The sequence below is a fragment of the Streptomyces sp. Y7 genome (genome assembly GCF_043195415.1).
In the GTDB taxonomy this organism is placed as follows: domain Bacteria; phylum Actinomycetota; class Actinomycetes; order Streptomycetales; family Streptomycetaceae; genus Streptomyces.
The window spans coordinates 1,054,318-1,081,100 of sequence record NZ_JBIDDQ010000001.1; the positions used below are offsets into that span (position 1 = coordinate 1,054,318).

Genomic DNA, 26,783 nt, shown 5'->3' on the forward strand with positions numbered 1-26,783 from the left:
CGGGGCCCACACGGAGACCGTGCGACGAGCGAGGATTCCCTGGACGCGATCCAGCAGCCTTCCCGGCCGTGCCCCGGGAGGCGGCCCTGTCGGTCCGCTGCCAGTTTTGGACGAGGGCGGCCTGCGTACAGTCCATCGCCCCGCGCGGGCGACGTTTCCCGCCTATCCGCACGGTTACCCATGGAATGTCGTGCCCCCATGCGTCCCGACGCCGGGGACAGCCATTCACCAGGTGTCAGAAACGGAGCTCGCATGGCCAGCACGAAGGTGTCCGACTACATCCTCCAGCGCCTGCGCGAGTGGGACGTCGATCATGTCTTCGCCTATGCGGGTGACGGCATCAACGGGCTGCTGGCCGCGTGGGGCCGCGCGGACAACAAGCCGAAGTTCGTCCAGTCCCGGCACGAGGAGATGTCCGCCTTCCAGGCCGTCGGCTACGCGAAGTTCTCCGGCAAGGTCGGGGTGTGCGCGGCCACCTCCGGACCGGGCGCGATCCACCTGCTGAACGGGCTCTACGACGCCAAGCTCGACCACGTTCCGGTCGTGGCACTGGTCGGGCAGACCAACCGCAGCGCCATGGGCGGCTCCTACCAGCAGGAAGTCGACCTGGCCAGCCTGTACAAGGACGTCGCCTCGGACTTCTGCGAGACGGTCATGGTTCCCGAACAGCTGCCGAACCTGATCGACCGGGCCTTCCGCACCGCGTACGCCAAGCGCACCGTCACCGCGATCATCATCCCCGCCGACGTGCAGGAGCTGGACTACAGCCCGCCCACGCACGCCTTCAAGATGGTGCCCTCCAGCCTCGGTCTGGGAAGGTACGCACCGGTCCCGGCCGACGAGGACGTCCAGCGTGCCGCCGACGTGCTGAACTCCGGCGAGCGGGTCGCGGTCCTGATCGGACAGGGAGCCCGCGGCGCCCGCGCCGAGGTCGAACGGCTGGCGGACGTCCTCGGCGCCGGCGTGGCCAAGGCCCTGCTCGGCAAGGACGCCCTGGCCGACGACCTGCCCTACGTCACCGGCTCCATCGGGCTGCTCGGCACCCGTCCCTCGTACGAGCTGATGCAGGAGTGCGACACCCTGCTGATGATCGGATCCAGTTTCCCGTACACCCAGTTCATGCCGGAGCTGGACCAGGCCCGTGCGGTGCAGATCGACATCGACCCGCACATGATCGGCCTGCGTTACCCGAACGAGGTCAACCTCGTCGGTGACGCCCGCGAGACCCTGCAGCGGCTGCTGCCCCGGCTGCACCGCAAGGAGGACCGGGCATGGCGGGAGAAGATCGAGAAGAACGTCGCCCGCTGGTGGGAGGTCATGCAGCGGCGCGCCGCCGTCAGCGCCGACCCGGTCAACCCGGAGTACGTCGTCCACGCCCTGGACGGCAAGCTGCCCGACGACGTCATCCTCGCCGCCGACTCCGGCTCGGCCGCCAACTGGTACGCCCGCCACCTGCGGCTGCGCGGCCGGATGCGCGGCTCGCTGTCCGGCACCCTGGCGACGATGGGCCCCGGCGTGCCGTACGCCATCGGCGCGAAGTTCGCCCACCCCGACCGGCCCGCCATCGCCCTTGTCGGGGACGGTGCCATGCAGATGAACGGCTTGATGGAGCTGGTCACCGCGGCGAAGTACTACCGCGAGTGGTCGGACCCGAGGCTGATCGTCGCCGTGCTGAACAACGGCGACCTCAACCAGGTCACCTGGGAGATGCGCGCCATGTCCGGCGCACCGCAGTTCGAGGAGTCCCAGCACATCCCCGACCTGCCGTACGCGGACCTCGCCCAGCGAATGGGCCTGGACGGCGTCCGGGTGGAAAAGCCCAAGCAGGTGGAGTCCGCGTGGGACCGGGCCCTCGCCGCGGACCGGCCCTTCGTCATCGACTTCCGCACCGACCCGGCCGTCCCGCCGATCCCGCCGCACGCCTCACTGGACCAGATCGAGGCAGCGGCCACCGCGATCCTCAAGGGCGACAGCGACCGCGGTTCAATGGTGAAGCAGGGCTTCAAGGCGAAGGTCCAGGAAATGCTGCCCGGCAGCCGCCACCGCCACGACCGCCCCGGCGCCGGTCCGCACGACAGCGCCGAAGAGGACAAGTGACCGAGGAGGCACCACACCTCGACGGGCCGGTCGTGGAGCGCCTGGACGCCTCGGCGTACCGGATTCCCACGGACCTGCCGGGCGGAGACGCGACCCTGACCTGGGACGCGACCACCCTGGTGCTGATCGAGGCCACCGCGGCGGGCCGAACGGGCCTCGGCTTCACCTACGGCTCACCCGCCACCGCCCCCGTCATCGAGCACGAACTGGCGGACCTCGTCGTCAGGCACGATGTCTTCGACGTCCCCGCCGCCAACGACCGCATGAGCCGGGCTCTGCGCAACGCGGGCAGGCCCGGAATCGCCGCCGGCGCAGTGTCCGCCGTCGACACCGCGTTGTGGGACCTCAAGGCCCGCATTCTGGGTCTGCCGCTCGTGCGTCTGCTGGGCGCGGCCCGCGACGAGGTCGCGGTGTACGGCAGCGGCGGCCTGACCACGTACGACGACCGGCAGCTCGAAGAGCAGCTGCGCGGCTGGGCCGAGCAGGGCATCGACCGCGTGAAGATCAAGGTCGCCGAGTCCTGGGGCCGCCGCGAGGCGCACGACCTGCACCGCACCGCGCTGGCCCGCCGTGTCGTGGGTGACGGGGCCGAACTGTACGTCGACGCGAACGGCGGCTACACCCGCAAGCAGGCCGTACGGATGGCAGCCGCCATGACGGACTTCGGTGTCACCTGGTTGGAGGAACCCGTCTCCTCCGACGACCTGACCGGCCTGCGCGACGTACGCGAAGCCGTCGCCGCCGATGTCGCTGCCGGCGAATACGGCTACGACCTCCCGTACTTCGCCCGGATGGCCGCCTCGGGCGCCGTCGACTGCCTACAGGCCGACGTCACCCGCTGCGGCGGCATCACCGTCTGGCTCCGCGCCGCCGCCTTGGCCGAAGGGCTCGGTCTGCACATATCGGGCCACTGCGCACCGCACCTGCACGCCCACGTCGCCGCGGCCGTGCCCAACACCCGTCATCTGGAGTGGTTCCACGACCACGTCCGCATCGAGGACATGCTGTTCCACGGCACACTCGACCCGCAGGGCGGCACCGTCACGCCCGGCGCCTCCGGCGAACCGGGCCACGGCCTCACCCTGAACCGGACGGCCGCCGATCGCCACCGCATCACCTGACCAGGCCCGGTTCACCGACCGATGGCCTCCTGATCACGATGCTGCCGTTGGATCGTGGGGCCAGACCGGGCAGCGATCCCGGTCTCGCGGCGGGGCCGGCTCACCTCCGAAGCCGGCCCGCGCAGCGCGTACGACACCAGCGCCGCACACCGGCCAGCACCGCAAGCGTCCCCACGGCCGCACCGAGGATGCCCCACGGCAGCAGGGCCCGGGGCCCGGGCGCTTCGGGCCTCTCCGGAACGGCCTCCTGGCCCGTCAGCCGGGCCGCCAGAACTTCCGCCAGGTGCAGTGGAGTCCGCCCGGTGCCGGCCTGGTCGACCTGGGTACGGCAACTGAAACCGTCCGCGAGCACCAGCGTCGCGTCGTCCGCCTCCCGCACGGCCGGGAGCAGTCCCGCCTCGGCGCAGGCCATGGACACCTCGTAGTGCCCCTTCTCGAAGCCGAAGTTGCCGGCCAGTCCGCAGCAGCCGGCGTCCAGGACGTCGGCGTCGACTCCGGCGCGTTTCAGGATTTCCCGGTCGGCGTCGAAGCCCAGGACGGCGTACTGGTGGCAGTGGCGCTGGACGACCGCGCGTGCGTCGACGCGTGGCGGCTGCCAGTCCCCGGCTCGTTCGACGAGGAGTTCGGCCAGCGTTCGGGTCTGCTCGCGCAGCCGCGTCACATCGGGGTCCTTCGGCAGGAGTTCGGCCGCGTCCGCGCGGAAGACGGCCGTACAACTCGGTTCCAGGCCGACCACGGGAGTGCCGCGGCGCAACTCCTCGCGCAGCACGTCGATCGTGTTCCCGAGGATCCGCCTGGCGACGTCCAACTGCCCGGTGGAGATCCAGGTCAGACCGCAGCACACCGCCGACTCGGGCACCTTGACCCGGAACCCGGCCGCTTCCAGGACCTCTACCGCGGCCCTGCCGATCGCGGGGTGGAAGTGGTCGGTGAAAGTGTCGGGCCACACCACGACCTCACCCCGGTGCCCCTCGCCACGCGGGCCGCCCCGCGCACGCCACCACTGCGTGAAGCGCTGCTCGGCGAAGAGGGGCACGGCGCGCTCCGGGGCGACGCCGCCGAGCGCCTTGGCCACGCGAGCCGCCCACGGCACCGACGTGAGCGCGTTGACACTGCGCGGGGCGAGGGCGACCACCCGCGCGACCGCCGGCAGCCAGCCCATGGAGTAGTGAGCGAGGGGCCGCAGCCGGCGCTTGTAGTGGTGGTGCAGGAACTCCGCCTTGTACGTGGCCATGTCCACGTTGACCGGGCAGTCCGTCTTGCAGCCCTTGCAGGCCAGGCACAGGTCCAGCGCGTCGTGGACCTCGTGGGATCGCCAGCCGTCCCCGATCGGCGAGTCGCCGTCGTTGTTGACCATCTCGAACAGCAGCCGGGCACGGCCCCGGGTGGAGTGCTCCTCCTCTCGGGTGGCCCGGTAGCTGGGGCACATCACGCCGCCCTCCAAGGAGCGGCACTTGCCGACGCCGACACAGCGCGCGGCGGCCCGGCTGAACTTGCCTTCGTCGTGGGGGAAGGAGAAGACGGTCTCCGGCTCCCACGGCAGGTAGTCCGCGCCCAAGCGCAGGTTCTCGTCGAGACGGTACGGCAAAACGATCTTCCCCGGGTTCATGCGGTTTCCAGGATCGAACAGTCCCTTCAGCCGCTCGAAGCCCTCGATCAGTTCCGGTCCGAACATCTTCTCCAGCAGCTCGCCCCGGGACTGGCCGTCTCCGTGCTCGCCCGAGAGCGATCCGCCGTAGGACACCACCAGGTCGGCGGCCTTCTCCACGAAGGCCCGCATCCGTGCGACGCCATGCTCGGACTCCAGGTCGAAGGGGATGCGGGTGTGGACGCAGCCGTGGCCGAAATGCCCGTACACGGACGGGTGCCCGTAGTCGAACTCCTCGTACAGCCGCTTGAGGTCGCGCAGGTAGTCGCCGAGGCGGTCGACCGGGACCGCAGAGTCCTCCCAGCCCTCCCAGGTGTCCGGCTTGCCGGGGACATGCGCGGTGGCGCCCAGGCCGGACTCGCGGATCAGCCACAGTTCCTGGACGTGCTGGTAGTCGTCGTACCAGGTGTGGTCCACGTCGTCCGGCTTGGCGTCGATCAGCGCCCTGGCCTTGGCCTCCACCTCCTCACGCGTGTCCGCGGTGAGCTGCACCATCAGGTAGGCCCGGCCTTCGGGCAACTCCCCCAGGGCGTCCGGGTTGAGGTGTTTGACCTGCTGGAAGTGGATCAGCTGGTGATCCACGCCCTCCAGGGCAGCCGGCTCGTGCCGAAGAACATCCGGCACATGGTCGGCCGCCTGGCAGATGTCCTCGTAGCCGAGCACGACCAGGGCGGTGTGCTTCGGCACGGGTACGAGCTCCAGTTCCGCGTGCAGGACGGTCACCAGCGTGGATTCCGAGCCGGTGAGGAGTCCGGCGACGTCGAACCCGTGCTCGGACAGCAGCGAGTCCAGGTTGTAGCCGGACACCCGTCGCGGGACGTCGGGGTAGCGCTCGCGCACCAGCTCGGCGTACCTGTCGCGCAGGGCCACCATGCCCCGGTACAGCTCCGCCTGCCGCCCCTCGGCAGCGGTCAGCCGTTCCAGTTCGCCGTCGCCGGTCCGCCCCACCCACGTCCGCACACCGTCGTAGGTGAGGACCTCCAGGCGGTGGAGATTGTCGACGACCTTGCCGTACGCCTGTGCCGTCGACCCGCACGAGTTGTTGCCGATCATCCCGCCGATGGTGCAGTTCGGATGGGTGGCCGGCCGGGGCCCGTACTGCAGGCCGTACTCGGCCAGTTGCCTGTTCAGCTCGTCGAGGACGATGCCCGGTTCGACCACGCAGCGCCGGTTCTCCGGGTCCACCGACAGCAGCCGGTTGCAGTACTTGCTCCAGTCCACCACCACCGCGATGTTGCAGCACTCGCCGGCCAGGCTCGTGCCGCCCCCTCGGGACAGCAGTGGTGCCTCGTGCTCCCGGCAGACCGTCACCGCCTCGACGGCCGCCTCCACCGTCCGCGGGACGACCACCCCGATCGGCACCTGCCGGTAATTGGAACCGTCCGTCGAATACGCCGCGCGCGTACCCGCGTCGAAGCGGACCTCCCCGTCGACCCGAGCGCGAAGATCACGCTCCAGAGAGCTCACATCTGCCGGCGCCTGCGTGCGCCTGGCGACGGGAAGGGGCAGATCGACCGGTTCCATGGACGAAACTCCACTGGGCAGCAAATGGGTTGTTGACTACGGGGAAGGCGGTGTCGGGACGGCCGACGTTTGCCGTCAGTCCCAGCCGGGTCCCGTCAGGACCTTCCTGATCCGGTCCACCATGCCCACGCCCGGGACCAGCTTGTTGGCCGGTGGCGTGTCCGGATATCCGACGGATGCGGCCGGGCGGGAGCGAGCTTCTTGGCCTGGCGGACGTTGTCGCCCAGCTTCATCAGCTCGTCCTCGGAGACCGCCGACCGCAACCGAGGGGTGAGATTTTCCTCCTCGTCCCGGACGTGCGAACGGATCTCGGTCATCAGCTCGCCGATGAGCCGGTCGAACTCCGCGTCTGCAGCGTCGACTCCTTCGAGCGCCTTCATCGTCCGCTCCGCCTCGGCATGGTCCTTGAGTTCCTTGTCGGCGACCGTGTCACCGTCGGGCAAGACCTCGCGCACGGCCGGATAGAGGTACACCTCTTCGGCGATCGAGTGCCGCACCAGCTCGATCACGGCCTGATCGGCGTACTCCTTGCGCTGCTCGTTCCCCGAGGGCAGGGCGGCGATCTTCCCGAACAGCTCTTCCACCTCGCGGTGATCGGTGGTCAGTTCCGCGATGACATCCCCGCCGTGCCCCATGGGTGCTCCCCTTCCGCGCGCTGACCGGAACGCCTCGACCGTGTAACCCCGGCGCCGCGTCCGCAAACCGGCGAGGCATTCGGTGCATCGCATCGGATGGCCCACGCGCGACCGTGCGGACTGCACACGGGCCGGTCGGGCTCAGTGGCTGCCTCGACGGCGCAGCAGTGCGTATCCCGCGCCGACGAGACTCGCGGCGGCGACCGCCTTGCCCATGTGATGCCGGCTCGCCCACACCTGCGGGTCGAAGGTGTGTGCCTGGTCGTCGAACACGCCGTGCGCCCCGTAGTCCTCCTTCTCGTCCGCCGGCGTGAGGAGGTTGCCGTGTCCCTCGGGCTGCGGAAGGGCGTCGGACTGCTGCGAGTCGAACGCGGTGCGCGCCAGATAGCGGTCGAGCAACCCGGGCACGACGGCGTTGGCCAGCAACGTCAGGGCCGTGGACGTCCCTACCCAGTACTCGCGTCGCTGAGGGTGGTCCGCGGCGCGCAGTACGGCGCGGGCGGCAACCTCGGGCTGGTAGATCGGCGGCACCGGCTGAGCGTGGCGCGGCAGGTGGGTGCGCAGCCAGGTGAACTGCGGGGTGTTGACCGCCGGCATCTGGACCATGGTGACCCGCACCGCCGACTTGTCGTGCAGCAGTTCGCAGCGCACGGACTCGGTGAAGCCCTGGATGGCGTGCTTGGCGCCGCAGTACGCGCTCTGCAGCGGAATCCCCCGGTAGGCGAGCGCTGAACCGACCTGCACGACAGTGCCGCGATCGCGCGGGACCATGCTCTGCAGTGCCGCCCGTGTGCCGTGCACGTAACCGAGGTACGTCGACCGCGTCGCCTGCGAGAACTCCTCGGGGGACACGTCGGTGAACTTGCCGAATGCCGCCGTGAAGGCATTGTTCACCCAGACGTCGACCGGCCCGAATTCCTCCTCGGCGCGGCGGGCGGCGCGCTCCACCTGATCCCACTCAGCCACGTCGGTGACGATGGGCAGTGCCTGCCCGCCGACCGCCCGCACGTCGGCCGCGGCCGCGTCGAGTCCGGCCTGCCCGCGGGCCAGCAGAGCGACCTTGGCACCGCGTGCGGCGAACACGACGGCGGTGGCTCGCCCGATTCCGGCACTCGCCCCGGTGACCACGACCGTCTGCCCTGTCGTCCCGCTCATCGATCCTCCTCGCTTGCCCGCACCCACCCCTCGAAGCGGCCTGTACGAGCCGTGGTGGACAACCTCCGTTATGGAGGGTGGGAGAACAACGTTCAGTCAGACGCCGGCGAGCAGCAGACCTTGAAGCTGCACAGGGCGATCTTGCCCAGTAGGAAGGACCGGTGCTCGGGCAATGCCCTCCGCAGCACACAGCCGCCCTCGTAGAGTGGGGGTCGCAGGTTCGAATCCTGCCGGGGGCACACCGTCTGACCAGCACGTTTACCTCTCCCAGGTAGGCGCGCTGTTCCACGTAGCCATGGCATAACCACCAAGTTCCGCAACCCCTGCGCCGCAAACTAGGCAATCCCGACTGGATCGAGACCTCGCCGAGGGCCCCGCCTCCGCAGCCCTGGCCCCGCGGCCGAGGCCGAGGGGCGCTCCTGGAGGCCGAGCCATACCCCGGCGCCTGCTGGCCAGCTACCTCGGCCTCATCCTGCTCGGCCTAAAAGATCCCCTTCGGCCTGCTGGTTGTCGTAGCTGGTGGTGTCAGGAGCGGCGGTCCAGACGACGAGTTGGTCGGGGTCGGCTGCGCAGGCGAGGGTTTCCCAGTCGAGGGCGAGCCATTCCGGAGCAACTTACGTGTCACCCGAATCATTACGGAGCGCGGGCGCGCTACGGCAACTCAGGCTTGAGCGCGGATGGTTGGGGTAGCCGGATTCGTGCTTGGCGGGGAGGGGCTGTTGCACGCCTGGGGAGGTCGAAACGGTTCCTCCCCGCCCAGCTGGGCGTTCCTGCGGCGACCCCACACATACCAAAACCGAGTCGATGGTCGAAGCCCTGTCCCCGCGGGTTCGAGGTGCGGCGCGCTGTGGAGGCTGAAGTGAGGCCCTGGGTCTCCTACCGGGTGTCGACCATGCCGCCGGTTACGGCGATCACTTCGCCGACGGTGTAGCTGGAGTCGGCGTCGGAGGCGAGGTAGACGTACGTTGGGGCGATCTCCTCCGGCTGGGCTGCGCGGCCCAGCGGGGCGTCGCTTCCGATCTGGGCCAGGCCATCGGGTGGCATGTGCTGGTCCGCCTCGTTGAGCGGCGTCCAGGTCGGGCCGGGGGCGACCACATTCGCCCGCACCCCGCGCTGGGCCAGGTGGATGGCGACGGACTTGGTCAAGGCGATCAACGCTGCCTTGGATGCGGCGTAATCAATCATCGTCTCACTGCCCTTGAGGGCTTCCTCTGTCGCCGTGGCGATGACCGCGTCCCCCGGTTGAAAGTGGGGCAGCGCCGCCATGAGCAGGTGGAAGTACGCGTAGATGTTGACTTTGAACGTTCGGTCGAAGTCCTCGGCGGTCAGCTGCTCCAGTTCCAGCTTGCTGTTCAGGTAAGCGGCGTTGCTCACCAGGATGTTCAATCCGCCGAGCTCAGCCCTGGTCCGTTCGACGGCCTCGCTGCAGAATGCAGGGTCGATGAGGTCGCCGGGCAACAGCAGGCAGCGACGGCCCTCGTCCTGCACCTCACGCTGTATCTGTTCGGCGTCGCTTCGTTCATCGGGAAGGTGGACTATGGCGACATCAGCGCCTTCCCTTGCATACAGCAACGCGACCGCCCGTCCGATGCCGGAATCACCGCCGGTGATCAAGGCAACCTTGCCCTCCAGCTTCCCGCTGGCACGGTACCGGCTGGCCCGGTAGCGCGGGGCGGAGCGCATGTCGGCTTCCAGACCGGGCCGCTGCTGCTTGTCGGAGTCGTAAGGAGGAGCGGGCTCGGAGACTACCTGCGGTGCGGACGCTTCCTGCTCGGAGTGCAAAGCGTTTCCCTTCAGCAGAGTTGCTCGCGGCGGGCCGTGTTTGTTCGGGCCGAACCGTGCTTGCGGGCGTCGCGTTCCCAGTCCGCCGGCGACCAATCAATCGACTGGTCCGGAAGCACGATACGCAGGCCCTACACCGAGTGGGCCAGGGCACGGCGCCTGCGCGGTCGCAGGATCAGGACGTGTGTGCGGGCAACCGTGGACGGAGATGACATACAGCTCAGGCGCGGGCTCGAAGGCAACATCGTGAGGGGCGACGACTGGGACCTCCCGCCGGTGGGCCACTCAGGCTCAGGACGGGCGGCCTCGTTCACCGAGGTGGCGGGCTACCCCGCTTTGGTGGCGCGACAAAGCACGGCCAGGCGGTGAGCGTGCCGGCTAGCGGGGGCGCCTGGGATCTGGGGACGGCCGTGCCGGTCGAGGAGTCTCCCTTCGCGTCCTCTGAACCAGCTCGGCAGCGCGGCGCGACCGCACGCCAGTACCGGGTCAACGACGAGGAACGGACATATCCACCGAGGCCCCGCCCAACGGTCCTCTCACACGAACGCGGGGCGGAGAACCGACAGTTAGTACATCCGCGTCGAAGGATGTCGCGGGCGAGGAGCGGAGCCGCAGCCGGGGGGCGGCCGTATCGGAGCCCGTCGGCCCGCCCAACCCGCTGAGCGGGCCGGCGTTACGTGCCACACCTGGGCACACGGGCGAGCCAGCCGAGAGCTTGCGGGGCTACACGCCATGCCACCGACGGGTGCAATTATTGCGCTACCAGCGGTCAGCCGGGCAGCGCACCACACGTCATGGCACAAAGCTCCTGTGAACGAAAGGGGCCTCACCGTAGCCATGCCACCACAGGTGAAAACCTGCACGTGATCGCCCTTCCAATGCTGCCGCTGATCAGCGCCAGGTCCTTGCAGCCAGTCAGCTCGCGGTCAGGCTCTCGGCGGCGCCGGTCTTAGCCCTGTCCGCCGCTGCCGAACGATCCACTTCTGCCGTCGTCCCAACGGGGCCGCTGCTGGGACGAGCTCCGGCGGGAGGGCATGTTGCCGTGGCCGGGCATCTCGTGCGGGGTCAACCGGTGGTCGCTTCTGGGCACCTCGTCCGGCTCCCGCCGCTCGCTGGCCTCGTGAACCGGGCCGTCCTCGGGCCGCCGTGGCTGTTCCTGAGGGCGGGGCGGAGATGGTGCCCGGCGCCTGATCCGAGCACCCACCACGAAAGCACCGATGAGCAGCCCCACAACCACCAGACCGGCGACGATCAATCCGATGCCGAGTGCGCCACGCGCCGCGATGTCAGTCCAAGCGATATCCATGTCGCGCGAGTACCCCTGGCATCAGACATTCACCTGTGGCCCCGCCAACTGAGTCGCCTTGCGCGCGAAGAACCCTGGGCTCAGGCAAAGGTCGAGGTGAGCCCAGTTCGTAGCGATGTGGGGTGCGGTCATCTGCGGGTACTCGGGCCACAGCGGCGGGGAACCGCACCGCCCATCGCATGAAGGGACGCTTCCCATGGCTCAGCATGTCCGCGACGTCATGACGACCGACCTCGTGACCGTCGCACCCCAGGCATCGGTGATATCCGTCGCCGAGATGATGCGAGACGAGGACGTCGGAGCCGTACTAGTAACCGACGGTGAACAGCTGCGCGGGCTGGTCACGGACCGCGACCTGGTCGTTCGCTCGGTGGCGGCAGGACACGACCCGGGCAGCACGACCGTCATCGACGCGTGCAGCGACGAGATGATCACAGTGGGGCCCGGAGACGACCTCGAGCACGCGATCGACGTGATGCGTGAGCACTCCGTACGCCGTGTCCCGGTCGTCGACCAGAAGCAGCACGCGGTGGGTGTCGTCTCCCTCGGCGACCTGGCCATCGAGCGTGATCCCCACTCGGCACTGGGGGACATCAGTGCCGCCAGTCCCAATACCTGACCGTTCCGCCCGGCCAGTAGCCGGAAGGAGGGCAGTCATGACCACTCCCGACCCCGAGCCCACCCGGACTCCTGGACTCGAGCCAGGCGGTCAGGTCTTCCCGGGGGAGACCCCACCCGCCGAAGGGGGCACCTTCGGCACGCACCCGGACCCGCCCGAACTGCGCAAGGGATGGGGCGCAATGCCCCTGATCGTGATCATGGTCGTGGTGGTCCTGGTGGTGATCGGACTGATCGCCATGGCCATCGCTCTGTGACGTCGGGAGGGAATCGGAAGGCGCGGGCCGAATCGTCCGAGTGCCATGTCGATGGAGGGGGAACTCGGCGGCCATGAACGCAGAGCGAGCGTCGCAAAGCTCCTACTGGCTCGATTCCGCACCGGCGGGTGACCCCGCTCCCCCACCGGAAGACAAGCTGAGCGTCGATGTCGCCGTTGTCGGCGGCGGTATCGCGGGACTCAGCACGGCGTGGGAACTCGCACGCCGCGGACGCGAGGTCGCCGTCCTCGAAGCCGGACGCCTCGCAGCCGGCGTCACCGGGCACACGACCGCCAAACTCACCGCACTGCACACCCTGATCTACGACCATCTGCGTCGTACCCGTGGTCCCGAAGGCGCCCGGTTGTACGCCCGCTCGCAGACCGCCGCGATCCGGCATGCCGAGGACATCGTGGACGAGCTGAACATCGACTGCGACTGGGAGGAAGCGACAGCCTTCACCTACATCGAGAACCCGCGCCACGCCGAGAAACTTCGCGCGGAGGCGGAAGCGGCTTCTCAGGCGGGCCTGCCTGCCGAATACGTCACGGAGACGGACTTGCCGTTCCCCGTCGCCGGAGCAGTCCAAGTGACCGGCCAGGCCCAGTTCCATCCCCGGAAGTACCTGCTGGCGCTCGCGGACGACCTGCGACGACGCGGCGGCTCGGTGTACGAGAACACCCGGGTCGTCGGCCTCACCGAGGGCGAACCCTGCATGCTGGCGACCGAAGCGGGGGTGTCGGTGCGCGCCCGCGAGGTCGTGATCGCCACGCATTACCCCGTCTTCGACCGGGCCCTGCTGTTCACCCGGCTGTCCCCACGCCGGGAACTGGTCGTGGCCGGGGTCATCGACGAAGAGCGAGCGCCTCGCAACATGTACATCACCCCCGAGCAGTCGACCCGCTCCGTGCGCACGGCACCCCTCGGCGACGGCCGACGCCTGCTGATCGTCACCGGGGAGCACTTCACTCCCGGCACGGCCGACGTCGAGGAACGCTTCGCCCGGCTGTCGTGCTGGGCCGAGGCCCGCTTCCCCGGAGTCGCAGTCACCCATCGATGGGCCACCCAGGACAACGACTCCACCGACTCCGTCCCCCTCATCGGACCGCTCCGCCCCGGCAGCCGCCACACCTACGTGGCGACGGGCTTCGGCGGCTGGGGTCTCAGCGGCGGCATCATGGCGGGCCAACTGCTGAGCGACCTCATCGCCGGACAAACGGTCGAGTGGAGCGGGCTCTACGATCCCCGCCGGATCGCCTCCGTCGTGCGCGAGGGAGGGGCGTTCCTGAAGCATCAGGCCAAGGTGGCCCGGCACTTCGTCGGTGAGCGGATACCGCCACTGACCGGGCTGGCGCCGGACGACATCGCCCGGGGCGACGGCGCCGTGGTACGGATGGGCGCGGGGCAGTATGCCGTGCACCGCGACGAGGCCGGCCAACTCCACGCGGTCTCGGCCAGTTGCACGCATCTCGGCTGCGCCGTCGCCTTCAACCGTGCGGAAAAGGCATGGGAATGCCCGTGCCACGGCTCCCGCTTCGCCCCGGACGGCCAAGTCCTCCAAGGCCCCGCGGTACGGCCGCTGAAGAAGCGCGACCTGTAAGGCAGACGAGGAAGCCTGCACGTGCCCGAGCGCGGTTGGATGAAAACCCCACAGGCTTGACTCCCAGGCCGACCGTGGAGTGGAACCAACCTCGCAAAGGCGGCACGGACCGGGTCCGTGCCGCCTTTGCGGCCATCAGCTGATCAGAGGCTGAGCGGTCAGCGTCCGAGGGCTGACCGCTCAGCCGAGGAGCGGCACTGATCCGTGCCGAGCACGCCTGAACCCGCCCGCCGGGTCGGTCGGCCTCCGGCCGCAGTACGGCATCGCTGCTGGTGTGGTTGTGCGACACCAGCCGCCGACGCCGTTCGTCCGATCCGACGGAGGCGGAGACACGCGTAAACCAGCAGGCCAGCCCGGCGTGTCAGCGGCCGAGGGCGTTCTCCAACTGCTTCTTCGTCATCGAGGACCGGCCCTGAATGTTTCGTTTCTTGGCCTCTTCGTAAAGCTGGTCCTTGGTCGGCCCTTCGGCCCCGCTGTGCGAGCGCTGTCCGCCGCGCTGGGACGCGGACCTCGGATCGCGGGTCGAGGTCTTGCTTGACGTCTTCGACTCCCCCGACCTCGCCCGCTCTTTGTTGACCGTCCGTGCGGCGATCTCTTTGGCCCGCTTGGGCGACTCGCCACGATCCCGGGCGCTCTCCTTGACGTGCTCGTACTGGCGCTCCCGTTTCGAACTCGAACCTGCCGGCATGACGGTTCTCCTCTCGCATCAGCACCGCGGTGAGATCCTCCCAACGCGGTCAACCTGCGGCTTGCATTTGCGAGACCGCCCCGCAGCGACGGGCATCGCAGGAACTTTCCGATCAGGGCTGCTCAGCTGGCTGCGGCGCTGTTTCCCTTGCCGGGATAGGACACTTGTGGGGCCTGGTTCGCGTGAGGGATTCGCACAAATCGACTTCTTCCCCGAAGAGGCTGGCCAGGCCAGTACGGCTCGCCCCGCCCCACGCCCTAAGCCGCACCGGGACGTGCTCGGAGACACCGTCGTAGCTCCTCGGCGTAAGGCACGACTACGCCCAGTCCGATCACGCAGGCCAGCCCTGCGAGATATGCGGGCGGCAGCGGATGCTCCTTGGGCAGCAGGCGCCAGTCCTGCGCTTGCGGTCCGCCGCGCAGCGTCGAGCGGACCTGGTCCGGGTGCAGGCAAGCGGTGAAGGCCAACGCGGTGAGGGGCAGCACTTCCAGGAAACTATGGATGTGCTGCTCGATCGGCCGTACCTCCCGTTCACCGGTGGCCAGCGACACGTCGTACACCGCGGTGGCACCGTGTGCGATCGCTGCCGCCCCCATCGTGGTCAGCACCAGAGGGTTGACTCGGGCGAGCAGCCCCATGACCACCGGTACGCCGGTCTCGGTCATCATCAGCGCGTGCACCGCGGACTCCTTGGCGCCGCTGGTGCGCTCGATGCGTGTGCGCCGGTGCAACCACCAGTCGGCGAGGCCGGGCACCACCCAAAGGGGGAGGATCCCGAGCAGCAGGAACCGGCGGGCCGCCGACTCGACGTCCGTGGGGGTCGGCGCGGGCTGCTGAGCGCCGGCGCGGCGCAACCGACGCAAACTCCTACGTGGGAGAAGTCGCTCCATTCCCATGACATCCTCCTGTGAAGACCCCCGGTTGCCTGACCCGCACCTGCGGTGGACCGCCTCCCAGTACCCTCCCTCGCACCGGGAACGCGCGCACGCCGTAGTTAGACCCCGCAGCCCACCGGGTACTCGCGGGCACGTCGCAGTACCGCCGTCACGACGTCCCCGGAGAGAAGCACATGCCGGATTTCGGATACTTCCTGTCGTGCGAGGAACACACCCCCGCCGAACTCGTCGATCAGGCCCGGATGGCCGAGCAGGCCGGCTTCGACTCCCTCTGGATCTCCGACCACTACCACCCGTGGAACGACCGCCAGGGTCAGAGTCCGTTCGTGTGGAATGTGATCGGCGCCCTGTCACAGGCTGTCTCAGTGCCGGTGGAGACAGCCGTGACGTGCCCCCTCATCCGCACGCACCCCGCTGTCATCGCTCAGGCGGCCGCCACCAGCGCCACCCAGCTCGGCGGCCGGTTTCGCCTGGGAGTCGGCACAGGCGAGGCACTCAACGAACACGTCCTCGGCACCCCCTGGCCCGAAGCATCGGTGCGTCTCGAGATGCTGGAGGAAGCACTGCAGATCATCCGGCAGCTGTTCACCGGTGAACAAACGAGCCATCACGGCAAGCACTACACGGTGCAGAACGCCCGCTTGTACACCCTGCCCGACGAGCAGGTGCCCATCGACGTCTCCGCCTTCGGCCCACAGGCCGCCGAGACCGCGGCCCGCATCGGCGACGGCCTGATCACGATGATGCCCGACCCCGCCCAGGTCGAACGCTTCCGTCGCGGCGGGGGCGGCACCAAGCCGGTCCAGGGCGGGCTCAAGGTGTGCTGGGGCTCGGACCGCCAGGACGCGGTCCGCACCGCACACCGCTTGTGGGCCAATGAGCAGCTTCCCGGAGAACTCCCCCAGATCCTGCCGACCCCGCACCACTTCGAGCAGGCATCCGAGCTGGTCACCGAGGACCAAGTGGCGTCCGCAGTACCGTGCGGAGACGACCCCGACGCGCATACCGAGGCCTTGGCCCCATTCGTCGACGCCGGATTCGACACCGTGTACGTCAACCAGATCGGCAAGGACCAGCGGGGATTCTTCGACTTCTACCGCACGAAGGTCCTGCCGCAACTGCGCGGCTAGCGGGACCGCAAGCACCGGACGAGACGGGCGGTGACGGCCGTGGAACGAACGGCAAACTCGACGCAGCTCGCTCTGATCGTGATCGACATGATCAACACATACGACCACGAGGACGCCGAACTGCTCGTACCGTCCGTCCAGCGGGTCGTACCCGTTCTGGCGGATCTGATCGCCCGAGCCCGGAAGACGGACGTACCGGTGATCTACACCAACGACAACTTCGGACTGTGGCGTTCCCACCACGGCGAACTGGTAAGCACCGCGCTGGACCGTCCGCACGCAGACCTGATCGAACCGATCAGGCCGGACGACGAGTCGCTCTTCGTCGTCAAGGCCCGGCATTCCGTCTTCTACGAGACTCCCCTGGCCTACCTCCTCTCACGGCTGGGCGCGGAACAGGTCGTGCTGAGCGGACAGGTCACCGAGCAATGTGTCCTCTACTCCGCCCTGGACGCACACATCCGCCACCTGGGGGTCACTGTGCCCAGGGACGCTGTCGCCTCCATCCACCCCCACCTGGCTTCCGCCGCCCTGGAAATGATGCAACGCAACATGGGAGCCCGGATCACCACGGCGAAGGAGATCGACTTCGATCGCCCCGACACAAGGGCGCCCGCCTCGCCACAGAACGGTTCCGCACACACCCAAGTCCGGTGATCGGGCCCCAGAAAGCCACCCTCGACGCCTCGGTCTGCCACGTTGAGGAAGGGCCTGGGCACGATGGTCGCCCGGGTGGGCTTGGTCGGTGCTGTTCGATTCCTCCTGGACCTCTCTCCGCCGGGCCGACGGTGACTGTCGTCGGCGCCGGGAAGGCAGGGCCGGCTCCTTGAGCGAATTCCCCGAAGGAGCCGGCCGCGTTGGGTGCCTCACCCGTGGCCGTCAGGGTGCAGGATCACCTTGGTCCAGCCCTCGTCCCGATTGTCGAAGTGCTCGTAGGCCGACGAGGCTTCGTCGAGGCTCAGTTCGTGCGAGACCACGAATCCGGGTTCGGCCCTGCCCCCGGCGATCAGGTCGCGGAGTGCGCGGTTGTACCTCTTCACGGGAGCCTGGCCGGTGCCCATGCGCTGGCCCTTGAACCACAGCCGACCGTAGTCGAACGGGATTTTGCCGCGGGCCTCGTGCTCGCCCTGGGCCTCGACGCCGCCCGGGTCCTCGGGGAGGAACACTCCGACCACGCCGAGGGATCCGGTGAATCGGACGCTGTCGATCAGACCATTCAGGGTGAGGGCGGCGTCCTCCTGTCCGCTCGAGTCGTGGGCCTGGTAGCCAACACACTCGCAGCCATTGTCGGCGCCGAGCCCGAGCGTGGCCTCCTTGACGACCTCGGCCGGGTCCTCGCTGGCCGTGTCGATCGCGATGGCGCCGATCTCTTCGGCCTTGCGCAACCGGTCCTGCTGATGGTCGGCGACCCACACCCGGCCGGCGCCCCGCAGGACTGCTGAGTAGGCGGCCATCAACCCGACTGGCCCGGCGCCGTAGACGATGGTCTGGTCACCGGGACCCACATTGGCCATCTCGGTGGCGTGATAGCCCGTCGGGAAGATGTCCGCGAGCATCACGTAATCTTTCTGCCGCTCGACAGCGTCCTCGCCCAGGCGCAGGGCGTTGAAGTCGCCGTACGGGACCCGCAGATACTCGGCCTGGCCGCCCGCGTAGGGCCCCATCTCCGCGAATCCGTAGGCGGCCCCGGCCAGCGCTGGCTCCGGCTGCATGGTGAGGCAGTAATTGGTCAGTCCCTGCTCGCACTGCTTGCAGAAGCCGCAGGCGATGTTGAAGGGGAGGACGACGTATTCGCCGACCTTCACCTTGCTGACGGCCGGCCCGACCTCCACCACCTCACCGAGGTTCTCGTGCCCCAGGCTGCGGCCCGTCTCAAAGGACGTGCGGCCCTCGTACATGTGCAGATCGGAACCGCAGATGTTGGTGCTGGTGATCTTGACGATGATGTCGCAGGGGTGCTCGATCTTCGCGTCCGGCACGTCCTTGACAGTCACGGTACGCGGTCCTTCGTAGACGGCGGCCTTCACGATCGCTCCCTTCACACCGCCCCGATCCTGTCGACCGAAAGGGCAGCTGACTGGCCTGTTACCGGTCCGCACCGGGTCCCCGCCCTTGATTCCGACGAAACGGATGAATGACCTACTACCTCTCACCGTCTGCCCGCAGCCCCAACGGTCCGGTACCAGGGACCGCACCGCACTCCAGCAAGAGACGCCCGACCGCGTACGACGGGAGGGCGGGCCGGAACGCCCGGCGCGCAGGGTCGTCGCGGAACTCCCAGGAACGACCCCGAAGCGGCCCTCGCGTATTGCAACGGCGCGCTGCGCCGACTCGTCGTGACGACCGTCGAGGAGGGGCCGGCGACCAGGTCGTGGCGAAGGCGCCCTAGGTCGCCGCTCAACACGGTCTGGCCTTCAGACGCAACGGTGGACGACACGCACGCGAGGCGACTGACGCAGAGCGGACGGTTGCCGCCCTACAGCTTCGTCGACACCCTTCGTCCCAGCAGGCCGGGTGCCGCACCGCGGAAGCGTTCGGAGCCGCGGCAGCCTGGTCAAACGAGCAGAGGAGTCGCAGAGCCTCAGGAGCGGCGGATCACCCGTTTGTGGATGACGCTGAACAGCCGCAGGTGGTCAAGGCGACCGGACTCAGCCCAGCCGCATCGGTTGTTCACCAGCGCCCTGGCGGTGGCGACCCGCTGGCCCCCGGCCACCCACAATGTCGCTGTCAGCACCCGCTGGGTTCTCATGCGTGCGCCGACCCGCTCGGAACCTGCATGAGCGGGCCGGCTTGCATGCCCGGCAGCCCCAACTGCCAGACACACGCGGACAAGCCGCCCGGGCCGCCGCCGCGACGCACCAGGGCCGCAGCCGCGCGGGTAACCCGCGAGCCGCGGCTCAACCCTCCGTTCGAGTACTGCGCCGAGACGTATCCTCATCTGGTCTGTCGTCATGGCGGTCGGCTGGAGCTTCGCCATTCACCACGAACCCGTAGGCAAACGCATCACCACAACGATCGTGCTCGCCGGCAGCTCCGGCGGCGACGTCGCCGGCCGCCGATTGTGACAGGGTGACACCGAGCCAGGGGCACGCCGCCCAGTCGGTGCCCCACGTCGGTTGTTCGGCAAGGTGATCGAGCACGCGTGATGGGGGGCTGGTCGCGAAGGAGAACTCAGGGTGGCTATCCGTGCGCGGATGTTACCGCCCGCGTCGAAGGCTGGTCGGCAACGGGATGGTTGTACGCCGCCGCTGTCATCCGCCAGTCCGCCCGGCTCTACCACGAGATCCTCAGCCCGGACGAGGTCGTGGCACCCACAGCGCACACCATCGCCGCCCTCCTCGACCTGCACTGCAACCTCGCAGGAAGGCCGTCCTGCACGCCGCCGACGAACAGCGGCAGCGCTGCCTGCGCCCACTGGTCGCCGGCCGCACCGTTGGCGCGTTCGCCACCAGCGAGCCCTGCGCATCCAGCGGCCTCTCCCCGAACGCCGTACAGACCCAGGCACACCGCATCGACTCCGGCTGGGTCCTCAACGGCACCAAGCGGTGGAGGACGAATCCCGCGTGGGGCCGACGGGCAGGGGCCGAGCCGCAGCGGCACGCCCAGCCGCCCGTCGATCGGCGATCCCGTCGTCCGCCGGGGTCAGCGGACCCTTCCCCGCGGCTTCAGAGCCACCGGAGGCAGGTCGGGGGCCGGCAGCGGATCCCCGTCGTACCCCTTCACCTCGCCGAAGCGTGAGCCCCGCATCCAGTCCTCGCGGGCCTGCTCGATCTCCGCCTGGGTGCGCCCGATCCAGTTCCAGAACATGATCAGTTCCTCCTCGAACGGCTCACCGCCGAGGAGCATCAGGCCGGCGTCCGACTCGGCGCGCAGCGGGAGTTCGGTGCGGCCGCAGCCGAGGTAGAGCATGGAGCCGGGCAGCACCGGCACGCCGTCCACGCGGGCCTCGCCGGACATGGCCAGGACGGCGTACTCGAAGTCGGGCTCCAGCGGGAGGCGTACGTCGGCGCCGCGGGTCAGGGTCAGGTCGGCGCCGACGATCGGGGTGTACGTCGTGCCGGGCGAGGTCGCGCCGTCGAGGTCACCGAGGATGAGCGTGGCGCGCAGACCCGGTGCCGTGACGAGCGGCAGCTCGCCGTGGTGTTCGAAGTGTGGGTCGGTGTGCCGGTGGCTGTCGGGCAGGGCGACCCACAGCTGTGCGCCGTGCAGGAAGCGGGCGTGCGACTTGGGGCTCTCCTCGGAGTGGCTGATCGCCCGGCCCGAGGTCATCAGGCCCAGCTCGCGCGGGCGGATCGTCTGGAGGCTGCCCGTGGAGTCGCGGTGCAGCACCTCGCCCTGGTGGAGCCAGCTCACGGTCTGAAGGCCCATGTGCGGGTGCGGTGGCACCTGCATGCCGGGCTCTTCGGCGATGTCGTCGGGACCGTAGTGATCGACGAAGCACCAGGCGCCGACCATGCGACGGCCCAGGTTGGGCAGCAGGCGACGGACCTCGGTGGATTCGCCGAGCTTGACGCGGCGCGGGCTGAGAAGTTCGCGTACGGGCTCCGCCACGACGAAGCCGCGGCCGCCGCAGACGGCGGGCACCGCTTCGCGATCAAGATTGCTCATGAGGCCCAACCTAGCCCTGCCGGGGCCGCCTCGTCAGTCCGTACCCCCGGGCTGGCTCGATGCGTTCGAGGAAATAGTAGCCATGGATATAATCGCCATGTACTGTATTTGCCATGAGCAAGGGTTCCGAGAACGTCTCACCGGGGTTCCTGGTGTGGCGCCTGTCCACGAAATGGCGGGTCGCGGTCGACCGGGCCGTCACCCCGCTGGGGCTCACCCACGCGCAGTACGCACTGGTGGCCTCGCTCTACGGCATGCAGCACCGCGGAGAGCGCCCCAGTCAGCGGCGCCTCGCCGACCACACCGGACTGGAAGCGCTCTACGTCTCCAAGCTGGCGCGCTCCCTGGAGTCGGCCGGCCTCCTCGAACGCACCCGGGATCCGCGCGACCCGCGCGCCGTACAGCTCGCGCTGACCGAGCAGGGGCGGGAGCGGACCCGGCAGGCGATCGAGGTCGTCCAGGCACTCCTGCAACAGCTGCTGGCACCCCTCGGCGGGCTCCACAGCGCGCGCACACGGGAGTTCACCCGCGAGTTGACGACCCTGCTCGACGTACCTCTCGACCCGTCCGTCATCGACAGCGAGTCCGACAAGGAGCAGTCATGACCACCACCACTCCCCTGGTCGATCCCCGAGTCATAGCCCTGGCCCACTACGCGAGCCGCGCCCTGCTGGAGAACGTGCTGGACCGGCACGGCGCGACCTTCCAGCAGTCCGTCACACTGCGCCTGGTGGCGGTGGCCGAGGGCCCGGTCGACCGCGACGCCCTGGTCGCCGGCGTCGTCGGCGCCCTGAAGGCCGACGCGGCGGAGGTCCGCTCCGTCGTCGACGAGTTGATCGCGGCAGGACTGCTGGCCGCCCAGGAGCCGTCCGCGGTGCGGATCACGGACGTCGGTCGGGAGCGCTTCACGAGCACGTCCGCCGCGACCGCCCCCCTCACCGCCCGTATCTACGACGGCATTCCGCAGGAGGACCTGGCCGTAGCCGGAAGGGTGCTGACGCTCATCACCGAACGCGCCGACGCCGAGTTGGCGGCCCTGACCACCGCGGCCAAGTAGTGGAATATTGAACCACTCGCCTTCGTTGAGCGCGACGAAGGAGGTCAGAGTGGAGACGACGTACTACGACCACGGAACACCGGCCGAGCGCTGGGAGCGCGCGCAGCTGTTCTTCGACGCCAAGGACTACGCGGGCGCCGCGCGCGTCCTCGGCACGCTGGTCGAGGAGGTGCCGGAGCAGACGGGTCCGCGGTTGCTGCTGGCGCGCGCCTACTACCACTCGGCCCAACTGCGGCGCGCGGAGACCGAGTTGCGCGTCATCGTCGAGCGCGACCCGGTCGAGCAGTACGCCCGGCTGATGCTGGGCCGCACGCTCCAGCGTCAGGGACGGGACGAGGAGGCGGAGCCGCACATCCGTCTCGCGGCCGCGCTGACGGGTGACTTCGAGCAGCTCTGAGGCCGGTTCGCCGGCGCGTTGCCGCGAGCGGGGCCCGGTTCCCCCCGGAACCGGGCCCCGAGCCGTGCACGCGTACTAGCCGGCGCTCTCGCCGGGCTCCGCCGGCGTCCGCTTCCCCCGCCGATGGGAGATCTCGCCGAGCACGACGTCCACGGCGACGAAGGCCGCCAGCGAGATGCCGAGCAGCGGCACGACGTAGCCGATCACCGCGACGACCGCCACCAGCGGGACCAGGATCTGCGGCGGCACCTGCTGCCAGGCGCCGCGCGGAACGGGCCGGCCGAAGGCGGAGCCGCGGCCGCGCTGCCACCACATGCGATAGCCCCACACGATCAGCAGGATCAGGGCGAGGGTCAGCCCCATCAGGAGGATCTGGTTGGCCAGGCCGAACAGGACCCCGGTGTGCAGGTCGATGCCCCAGCGGGTCAGCTTGGCGAGCACCGGGTAGTCGGCGAACCGCAGCACGTCGGTCACCTCGCCGCTCGCCGGGTCGATCGCGACCGAGTCGCCCTTGGTCGGCCAGCTGCGCTGGACCTGCTTCACGACGTACGCGGAGGAGGCGTCCGCGGGCGGCACGATCTCCACCGGGTCGCCCAGGCCCTCGGCGCGCGCGGTGGCCAGGACCTTGTCGAGGCCGACCCCGTGGTCGCCGCTGCCGCCCTCGCCGGCGGCTCCACCGTGACCGCCGTGCTCGCCGCCCGCCGAGACCGAGAGGGAAGGGGTGGCCTGGCGCAGCGAGGTGCGCAGTTCGTCGATGTTGGCGCCCGCGTACGTCGACCAGGTCAGCCCGGTCGCGGAGAGGAAGAGGAAGCCGAGGGCGGCCCAGACGCCGACGGTGCCGTGCAGGCCGAGCGTGCGGCGGCGACCGCTGGTGCCCCGCACCTTGCGCAGGGCGCGGCGGCGCGAGAACCACAGCACCAGACCGCCGGCCGCGATCACCCAGAGCCAGCTGGCCGCCAACTCGCTGTAGAGACGGCCGGTTTCCCCGAGGTGGAGGTCGCGGTGGAACTCGTCGATCCAGGTGCGCAGGGGCAGCGCGCCGGTCGAGCCGTACTGTTCGAGAGCGCCGCGCACCTCGGCGGTGTACGGGTCGACGAACACCGCGAGCGCGTGGTCGGCGTCGACGCCCTCGACCCCGGACAGCATGACCCGGGTCGACTCGTCGTCGGCCGGGGAGGGCCGTACCGCCGAGACCGTGCCCTCGGGGTGGGCCTTGCGCGCGGCGGCGACCTGCTCGGATATCGGCAGCTTCGTGTCGCCGACCGGGACCGTCATCTCGTGCGAGTACACGAGCTTCTCGGCCTGGAAAGCCCCGGCGTAGAGGAACCCGGTGGTCGCGGCGACGAGGAGGAACGGCGCGACGAGGACGCCGGCGTAGAAGTGCAGACGCAGGATCAGCGGGCGCAGCGGTGCCCATCTGCGGGGCGACGACGCCGGGGCGTCGGGCGGGGACGCCTCCGCCTTGGTGGTCGTGGGAGCGGTGGACATCGGCGGCTTCTCCGGGGAGTGGGGAGTTTCTGTGCAGTGGCGGTCCAGTAGTCGGAGCGCGGGGCCGCCGAGTTCCCGGCAACTCAAGTGACGTACGCCACAAGGAAGTCCGGCCGTGGCGCGGGGGCCGTGGCATCCTGGCGCGATGGCACTTCCGAACCATCGCGCACCGCTGGCCGAGCAGGTCGAGCAACTCCTGGCCACCGAGGGTCCGTTGCCCATCGTGGCGGCGGGCGACCCGGTGCTGCGGCGCCCCACCGAGCGTTTCGACGGTCAGCTGGAGCCGGCGCTGCTGGCGCGCTTCGTGGAGGCCCTGCGGATCACCATGCGCGCGGCGCCGGGCGTCGGCGTCGCCGCGCCCCAGGTGGGCGTCTCACTGCGGATCGCCGTGATCGAGGATCCGGCACCCGTGCCGGAGGAGGTGCGGCTGGTGCGCGGGCGGGTGCCGCAGCCGTTCCGGGTGCTGGTGAACCCGTCGTACGAGGCGCTCGGCGGCGGGCGTGCCGCGTTCTTCGAGGGCTGTCTGAGCGTCCCGGGCTATCAGGCCGTGGTGGCGCGGCCCGCCGAGGTGCGGCTGACCGGCGAGGACGAGAGGGGACGTGCCGTGGACGAGGTGTTCTCGGGGTGGCCCGCCCGCATCGTGCAGCACGAGACGGACCACCTCGACGGTGTGCTCTATCTGGACCGGGCCGAACTGCGCTCGCTGTCGTCCCATCAGGCGATGGCGGAGCACTGGGCCCAGCCCGCCCCGGACGAGGCGGCCAGGGCCCTCGGCTTCCCGCTGCCGGAGTGAGCGGGCGGGGCGGCGCGTGCGTCAGTTGTCGCGGTACGACTCCAGCAGCCGCAGCCACACCTCGCTGATCGTCGGATACGACGGGACCGCGTGCCAGAGCCGGCTGATCGGCACCTGGCCGACGACCGCGATCGTCGCCGAGTGGATGAGCTCGCCGACGCCGGGACCGACGAAGGTCACGCCGAGGAGGATCTCGCGCTCCAGGTCGACGACCATCCGGGCGCGGCCCCGGTAGTTGTCGCCGTACAGCGAGGCGCCCGCGACGGAGCCGAGGTCGTAGTCGACGGCACGCACCCGGTGACCGGCCGCTTCCGCCTCCGCCAGGGACAGACCGACGGCGGCGGCCTCCGGGTCGGTGAAGACGACCTGCGGGACGGCGGCGTGGTCGGCGGTGGCGGCGTGGGCGCTCCACGGCTCCGATTCGAGCAGGGAGACACCGGAGGCACGGGCGGCGATGGCCGCGCCCGCGATCCGGGCCTGGTACTTGCCCTGATGGGTGAGGAGCGCGCGGTGGTTGATGTCGCCGACGGCGTACAGCCACTCGCTGCCGGTGACACGCAGGCTGTCGTCGACCTCCAGCCAGGAGCCGGGCTCCAGGCCGACCGTGTCCAGGCCGATGTCGTCGGTGCGCGGGGCGCGGCCGGTCGCGAAGAGGATCTCGTCGGCCTCGATGCGGTCGCCGGTGTCGGTGACGGCCACGACGGTGCCGTTCTCCCTGGTCACCGAGGTGACCGAGGTGCCGGTGCGGACGTCCACGCCCGCCTCGGTGAGCGCCTCGGCGACCATTTCTCCGGCGAAGGGCTCCATGCGGTTGAGCAGGCCCTTGCCGCGCACGAGGAGCGTGACCTGTGAGCCGAGGGCGTGCCAGGCCGTGGCCATCTCGGTGGCGACCACTCCCCCGCCGACCACGATGAGCCGGCCGGGCACGCTCTGCGCACTGGTGGCCTCGCGGCTGGTCCAGGGCTTGACCTCGGCGAGTCCCGGCAGGTCCGGCAGGACGGCCCGGGTGCCCGTGGACAGGGCGACGGCGTGCCGGGCGGTCAGGACGTGCCGTGCGCCGTCCGAGCCGGTCACCTCCACCGTTCGGGGTCCGGCGAGGCGGCCGTGGCCGCGGTAGAAGTCGACATCGATGCTGTCCAGCCACTGGATCTGACCGTCGTCGTTCCAGTTCCCGGTGAAGGCGTTGCGCCGGGCGAGGACGGCGGCCGCGTCCAGGGGGCCCTGCACGGCCTGGGAGAGGCCCGGGAGGCGGCGGGCGTCGGCCTGGGCGAGACCGGGACGCAGCAGGGCCTTGCTGGGCATGCAGGCCCAGTACGAGCATTCGCCGCCGACGAGCTCGCTCTCCACGACCGCTGTGGACAGGCCCGCCGCACGGGTGCGGTCCGCGATGTTCTCCCCGACAGGCCCCGCACCGAGCACCACGACGTCGTAAGCGATGGAATCCGTTTCCGTCATGGGGTCAGTCTTACGGGTGGTGTGCGGCGTGGCCACACGGGTACGCGCGCGGAATACGTGACCGTACGGTCGTGTTGTCGCCGACGGCTTCGCCCCCGACACCAGGAAGAGGGAATTACGCCATGAGCAGCACCGTGGAGCTCACCAAGGAGAACTTCGACCAGACGGTCACGGACAACGAGTTCGTTCTGATCGACTTCTGGGCGTCCTGGTGCGGGCCCTGCCGTCAGTTCGCCCCCGTGTACGAGAAGGCGGCCGAGGAGAACCCGGACCTCGTGTTCGGCAAGGTCGACACCGAGGCGCAGCCGGAGCTGGCCGCCGCCTTCGGCATCCAGTCGATCCCGACGCTGATGATCGTCCGCGACCGTGTCGCCGTGTTCGCGCAGCCGGGCGCCCTGCCCGAGACCGCCCTCACGGACGTCATCGGGCAGGCCCGCAAGCTCGACATGGACGAGGTCCGCAAGGCCGTCGCCGCCCAGCAGGACCAGGCCGAGCAGGACGGCCAGTAGGAACCCGCACGGACCGGAT

The 26,783-nt window shown here is 69.7% G+C and carries 22 protein-coding genes and 1 pseudogene; 12 read left to right on the top strand and 11 right to left on the bottom strand.

Annotated elements, in window-relative coordinates:
* Window positions 1-252 precede the first annotated feature (252 nt).
* Together ACGFW6_RS04545 and ACGFW6_RS04550 are read left to right on the top strand one after the other, a co-directional pair.
* A complete protein-coding gene (locus ACGFW6_RS04545; RefSeq protein WP_393504551.1) occupies window positions 253-2,097 on the top strand; it encodes a thiamine pyrophosphate-requiring protein in 1,845 nt (614 codons plus the stop codon).
* Window positions 2,094-3,218 (top strand): enolase C-terminal domain-like protein, encoded by a 1,125-nt coding sequence (locus tag ACGFW6_RS04550; protein ID WP_393504553.1) that lies wholly within the window; start codon window positions 2,094-2,096, stop codon window positions 3,216-3,218. Before ACGFW6_RS04545 ends, ACGFW6_RS04550 begins: the two co-directional genes overlap by 4 nt.
* A gap of 100 nt (window positions 3,219-3,318) precedes the next feature.
* On the opposite strand, the gene ACGFW6_RS04555 is transcribed toward ACGFW6_RS04550, so the two are convergent.
* From ACGFW6_RS04555 to ACGFW6_RS04575, 5 genes and pseudogenes are all read right to left on the bottom strand, one after another.
* The gene (locus ACGFW6_RS04555; protein WP_393504555.1) at window positions 3,319-6,390 is read right to left on the bottom strand and encodes an FAD-binding and (Fe-S)-binding domain-containing protein; all 3,072 of its coding nucleotides are present in this window, start codon (window positions 6,388-6,390) and stop codon (window positions 3,319-3,321) included.
* A gap of 75 nt (window positions 6,391-6,465) precedes the next feature.
* Window positions 6,466-7,025 (bottom strand): annotated as a pseudogene (locus ACGFW6_RS04560) (hemerythrin domain-containing protein).
* Between the two features lie 141 nt (window positions 7,026-7,166).
* The gene (locus ACGFW6_RS04565; RefSeq protein WP_393504557.1) at window positions 7,167-8,180 is read right to left on the bottom strand and encodes an SDR family oxidoreductase; all 1,014 of its coding nucleotides are present in this window, start codon (window positions 8,178-8,180) and stop codon (window positions 7,167-7,169) included.
* Window positions 8,181-9,056: 876 nt separating this feature from the next.
* Window positions 9,057-9,962, bottom strand: coding sequence for an SDR family oxidoreductase (locus tag ACGFW6_RS04570; protein WP_393504559.1), 906 nt, complete (start codon window positions 9,960-9,962; stop codon window positions 9,057-9,059).
* Between the two features lie 949 nt (window positions 9,963-10,911).
* Window positions 10,912-11,268, bottom strand: coding sequence for a DUF6479 family protein (locus tag ACGFW6_RS04575; RefSeq protein ID WP_393504561.1), 357 nt, complete (start codon window positions 11,266-11,268; stop codon window positions 10,912-10,914).
* A 196-nt stretch (window positions 11,269-11,464) separates the two neighbouring features.
* Here ACGFW6_RS04575 and ACGFW6_RS04580 point away from each other — a divergent pair, with 196 nt between their 5' ends.
* The 3 genes from ACGFW6_RS04580 to ACGFW6_RS04590 all read left to right on the top strand — a co-directional run bounded on the left by ACGFW6_RS04580 (window position 11,465) and on the right by ACGFW6_RS04590 (window position 13,743).
* A complete protein-coding gene (locus ACGFW6_RS04580; protein ID WP_393504563.1) occupies window positions 11,465-11,887 on the top strand; it encodes a CBS domain-containing protein in 423 nt (140 codons plus the stop codon).
* 37 nt (window positions 11,888-11,924) lie between these two features.
* Window positions 11,925-12,143, top strand: coding sequence for a DUF6480 family protein (locus tag ACGFW6_RS04585; RefSeq protein ID WP_393504565.1), 219 nt, complete (start codon window positions 11,925-11,927; stop codon window positions 12,141-12,143).
* 73 nt (window positions 12,144-12,216) lie between these two features.
* Complete coding sequence (locus ACGFW6_RS04590) at window positions 12,217-13,743, top strand: FAD-dependent oxidoreductase (RefSeq protein WP_393504567.1); 1,527 nt, start codon at window positions 12,217-12,219, stop codon at window positions 13,741-13,743.
* Window positions 13,744-14,104: 361 nt separating this feature from the next.
* Here the strand turns inward: ACGFW6_RS04590 and ACGFW6_RS04595 are convergent, their stop codons facing one another.
* Together ACGFW6_RS04595 and ACGFW6_RS04600 are read right to left on the bottom strand one after the other, a co-directional pair.
* A complete protein-coding gene (locus tag ACGFW6_RS04595) occupies window positions 14,105-14,431 on the bottom strand; it encodes a plasmid stabilization protein (RefSeq protein ID WP_393504569.1) in 327 nt (108 codons plus the stop codon).
* 257 nt (window positions 14,432-14,688) lie between these two features.
* Complete coding sequence (locus tag ACGFW6_RS04600; protein WP_393504571.1) at window positions 14,689-15,285, bottom strand: diguanylate cyclase; 597 nt, start codon at window positions 15,283-15,285, stop codon at window positions 14,689-14,691.
* A gap of 215 nt (window positions 15,286-15,500) precedes the next feature.
* On the opposite strand from ACGFW6_RS04600, the gene ACGFW6_RS04605 reads away from it, so the two are divergent.
* Window positions 15,501-16,457 (top strand): LLM class F420-dependent oxidoreductase, encoded by a 957-nt coding sequence (locus ACGFW6_RS04605; protein ID WP_393504573.1) that lies wholly within the window; start codon window positions 15,501-15,503, stop codon window positions 16,455-16,457.
* Window positions 16,458-16,496: 39 nt separating this feature from the next.
* Window positions 16,497-17,114 (top strand): cysteine hydrolase family protein, encoded by a 618-nt coding sequence (locus ACGFW6_RS04610; protein ID WP_393504575.1) that lies wholly within the window; start codon window positions 16,497-16,499, stop codon window positions 17,112-17,114.
* Window positions 17,115-17,323: 209 nt separating this feature from the next.
* On the opposite strand, the gene ACGFW6_RS04615 is transcribed toward ACGFW6_RS04610, so the two are convergent.
* Window positions 17,324-18,484, bottom strand: coding sequence for a glutathione-independent formaldehyde dehydrogenase (locus ACGFW6_RS04615; RefSeq protein WP_393505095.1), 1,161 nt, complete (start codon window positions 18,482-18,484; stop codon window positions 17,324-17,326).
* Between the two features lie 1,615 nt (window positions 18,485-20,099).
* The gene (locus tag ACGFW6_RS04620) at window positions 20,100-21,065 is read right to left on the bottom strand and encodes a pirin family protein (protein WP_393504577.1); all 966 of its coding nucleotides are present in this window, start codon (window positions 21,063-21,065) and stop codon (window positions 20,100-20,102) included.
* Window positions 21,066-21,178: 113 nt separating this feature from the next.
* Here ACGFW6_RS04620 and ACGFW6_RS04625 point away from each other — a divergent pair, with 113 nt between their 5' ends.
* The 3 genes from ACGFW6_RS04625 to ACGFW6_RS04635 are packed head-to-tail and all read left to right on the top strand — an operon-like array spanning window position 21,179 to window position 22,519.
* On the top strand, window positions 21,179-21,670 hold the full coding sequence (locus ACGFW6_RS04625) for a MarR family winged helix-turn-helix transcriptional regulator (protein WP_393504579.1): 492 nt from the start codon (window positions 21,179-21,181) through the stop codon (window positions 21,668-21,670).
* Entirely contained in the window at window positions 21,667-22,122 is a 456-nt protein-coding gene (locus ACGFW6_RS04630) for a MarR family transcriptional regulator (protein ID WP_393504581.1), read from the top strand. The genes ACGFW6_RS04625 and ACGFW6_RS04630 overlap by 4 nt, the downstream gene beginning before the upstream one ends.
* A gap of 49 nt (window positions 22,123-22,171) precedes the next feature.
* Window positions 22,172-22,519 (top strand): tetratricopeptide repeat protein, encoded by a 348-nt coding sequence (locus tag ACGFW6_RS04635; protein ID WP_393504583.1) that lies wholly within the window; start codon window positions 22,172-22,174, stop codon window positions 22,517-22,519.
* 75 nt (window positions 22,520-22,594) lie between these two features.
* Here ACGFW6_RS04635 and ACGFW6_RS04640 read toward each other — a convergent pair whose 3' ends face one another.
* Window positions 22,595-24,007, bottom strand: coding sequence for a PepSY-associated TM helix domain-containing protein (locus ACGFW6_RS04640; RefSeq protein ID WP_393504585.1), 1,413 nt, complete (start codon window positions 24,005-24,007; stop codon window positions 22,595-22,597).
* A gap of 145 nt (window positions 24,008-24,152) precedes the next feature.
* Here ACGFW6_RS04640 and ACGFW6_RS04645 point away from each other — a divergent pair, with 145 nt between their 5' ends.
* A complete protein-coding gene (locus ACGFW6_RS04645; RefSeq protein WP_393504587.1) occupies window positions 24,153-24,800 on the top strand; it encodes a peptide deformylase in 648 nt (215 codons plus the stop codon).
* A gap of 21 nt (window positions 24,801-24,821) precedes the next feature.
* On the opposite strand, the gene ACGFW6_RS04650 is transcribed toward ACGFW6_RS04645, so the two are convergent.
* A complete protein-coding gene (locus ACGFW6_RS04650; RefSeq protein WP_393504588.1) occupies window positions 24,822-26,255 on the bottom strand; it encodes a dihydrolipoyl dehydrogenase family protein in 1,434 nt (477 codons plus the stop codon).
* Between the two features lie 122 nt (window positions 26,256-26,377).
* On the opposite strand from ACGFW6_RS04650, the gene trxA reads away from it, so the two are divergent.
* Complete coding sequence (trxA, locus tag ACGFW6_RS04655; protein ID WP_393504590.1) at window positions 26,378-26,764, top strand: thioredoxin; 387 nt, start codon at window positions 26,378-26,380, stop codon at window positions 26,762-26,764.
* Window positions 26,765-26,783 lie beyond the last annotated feature (19 nt).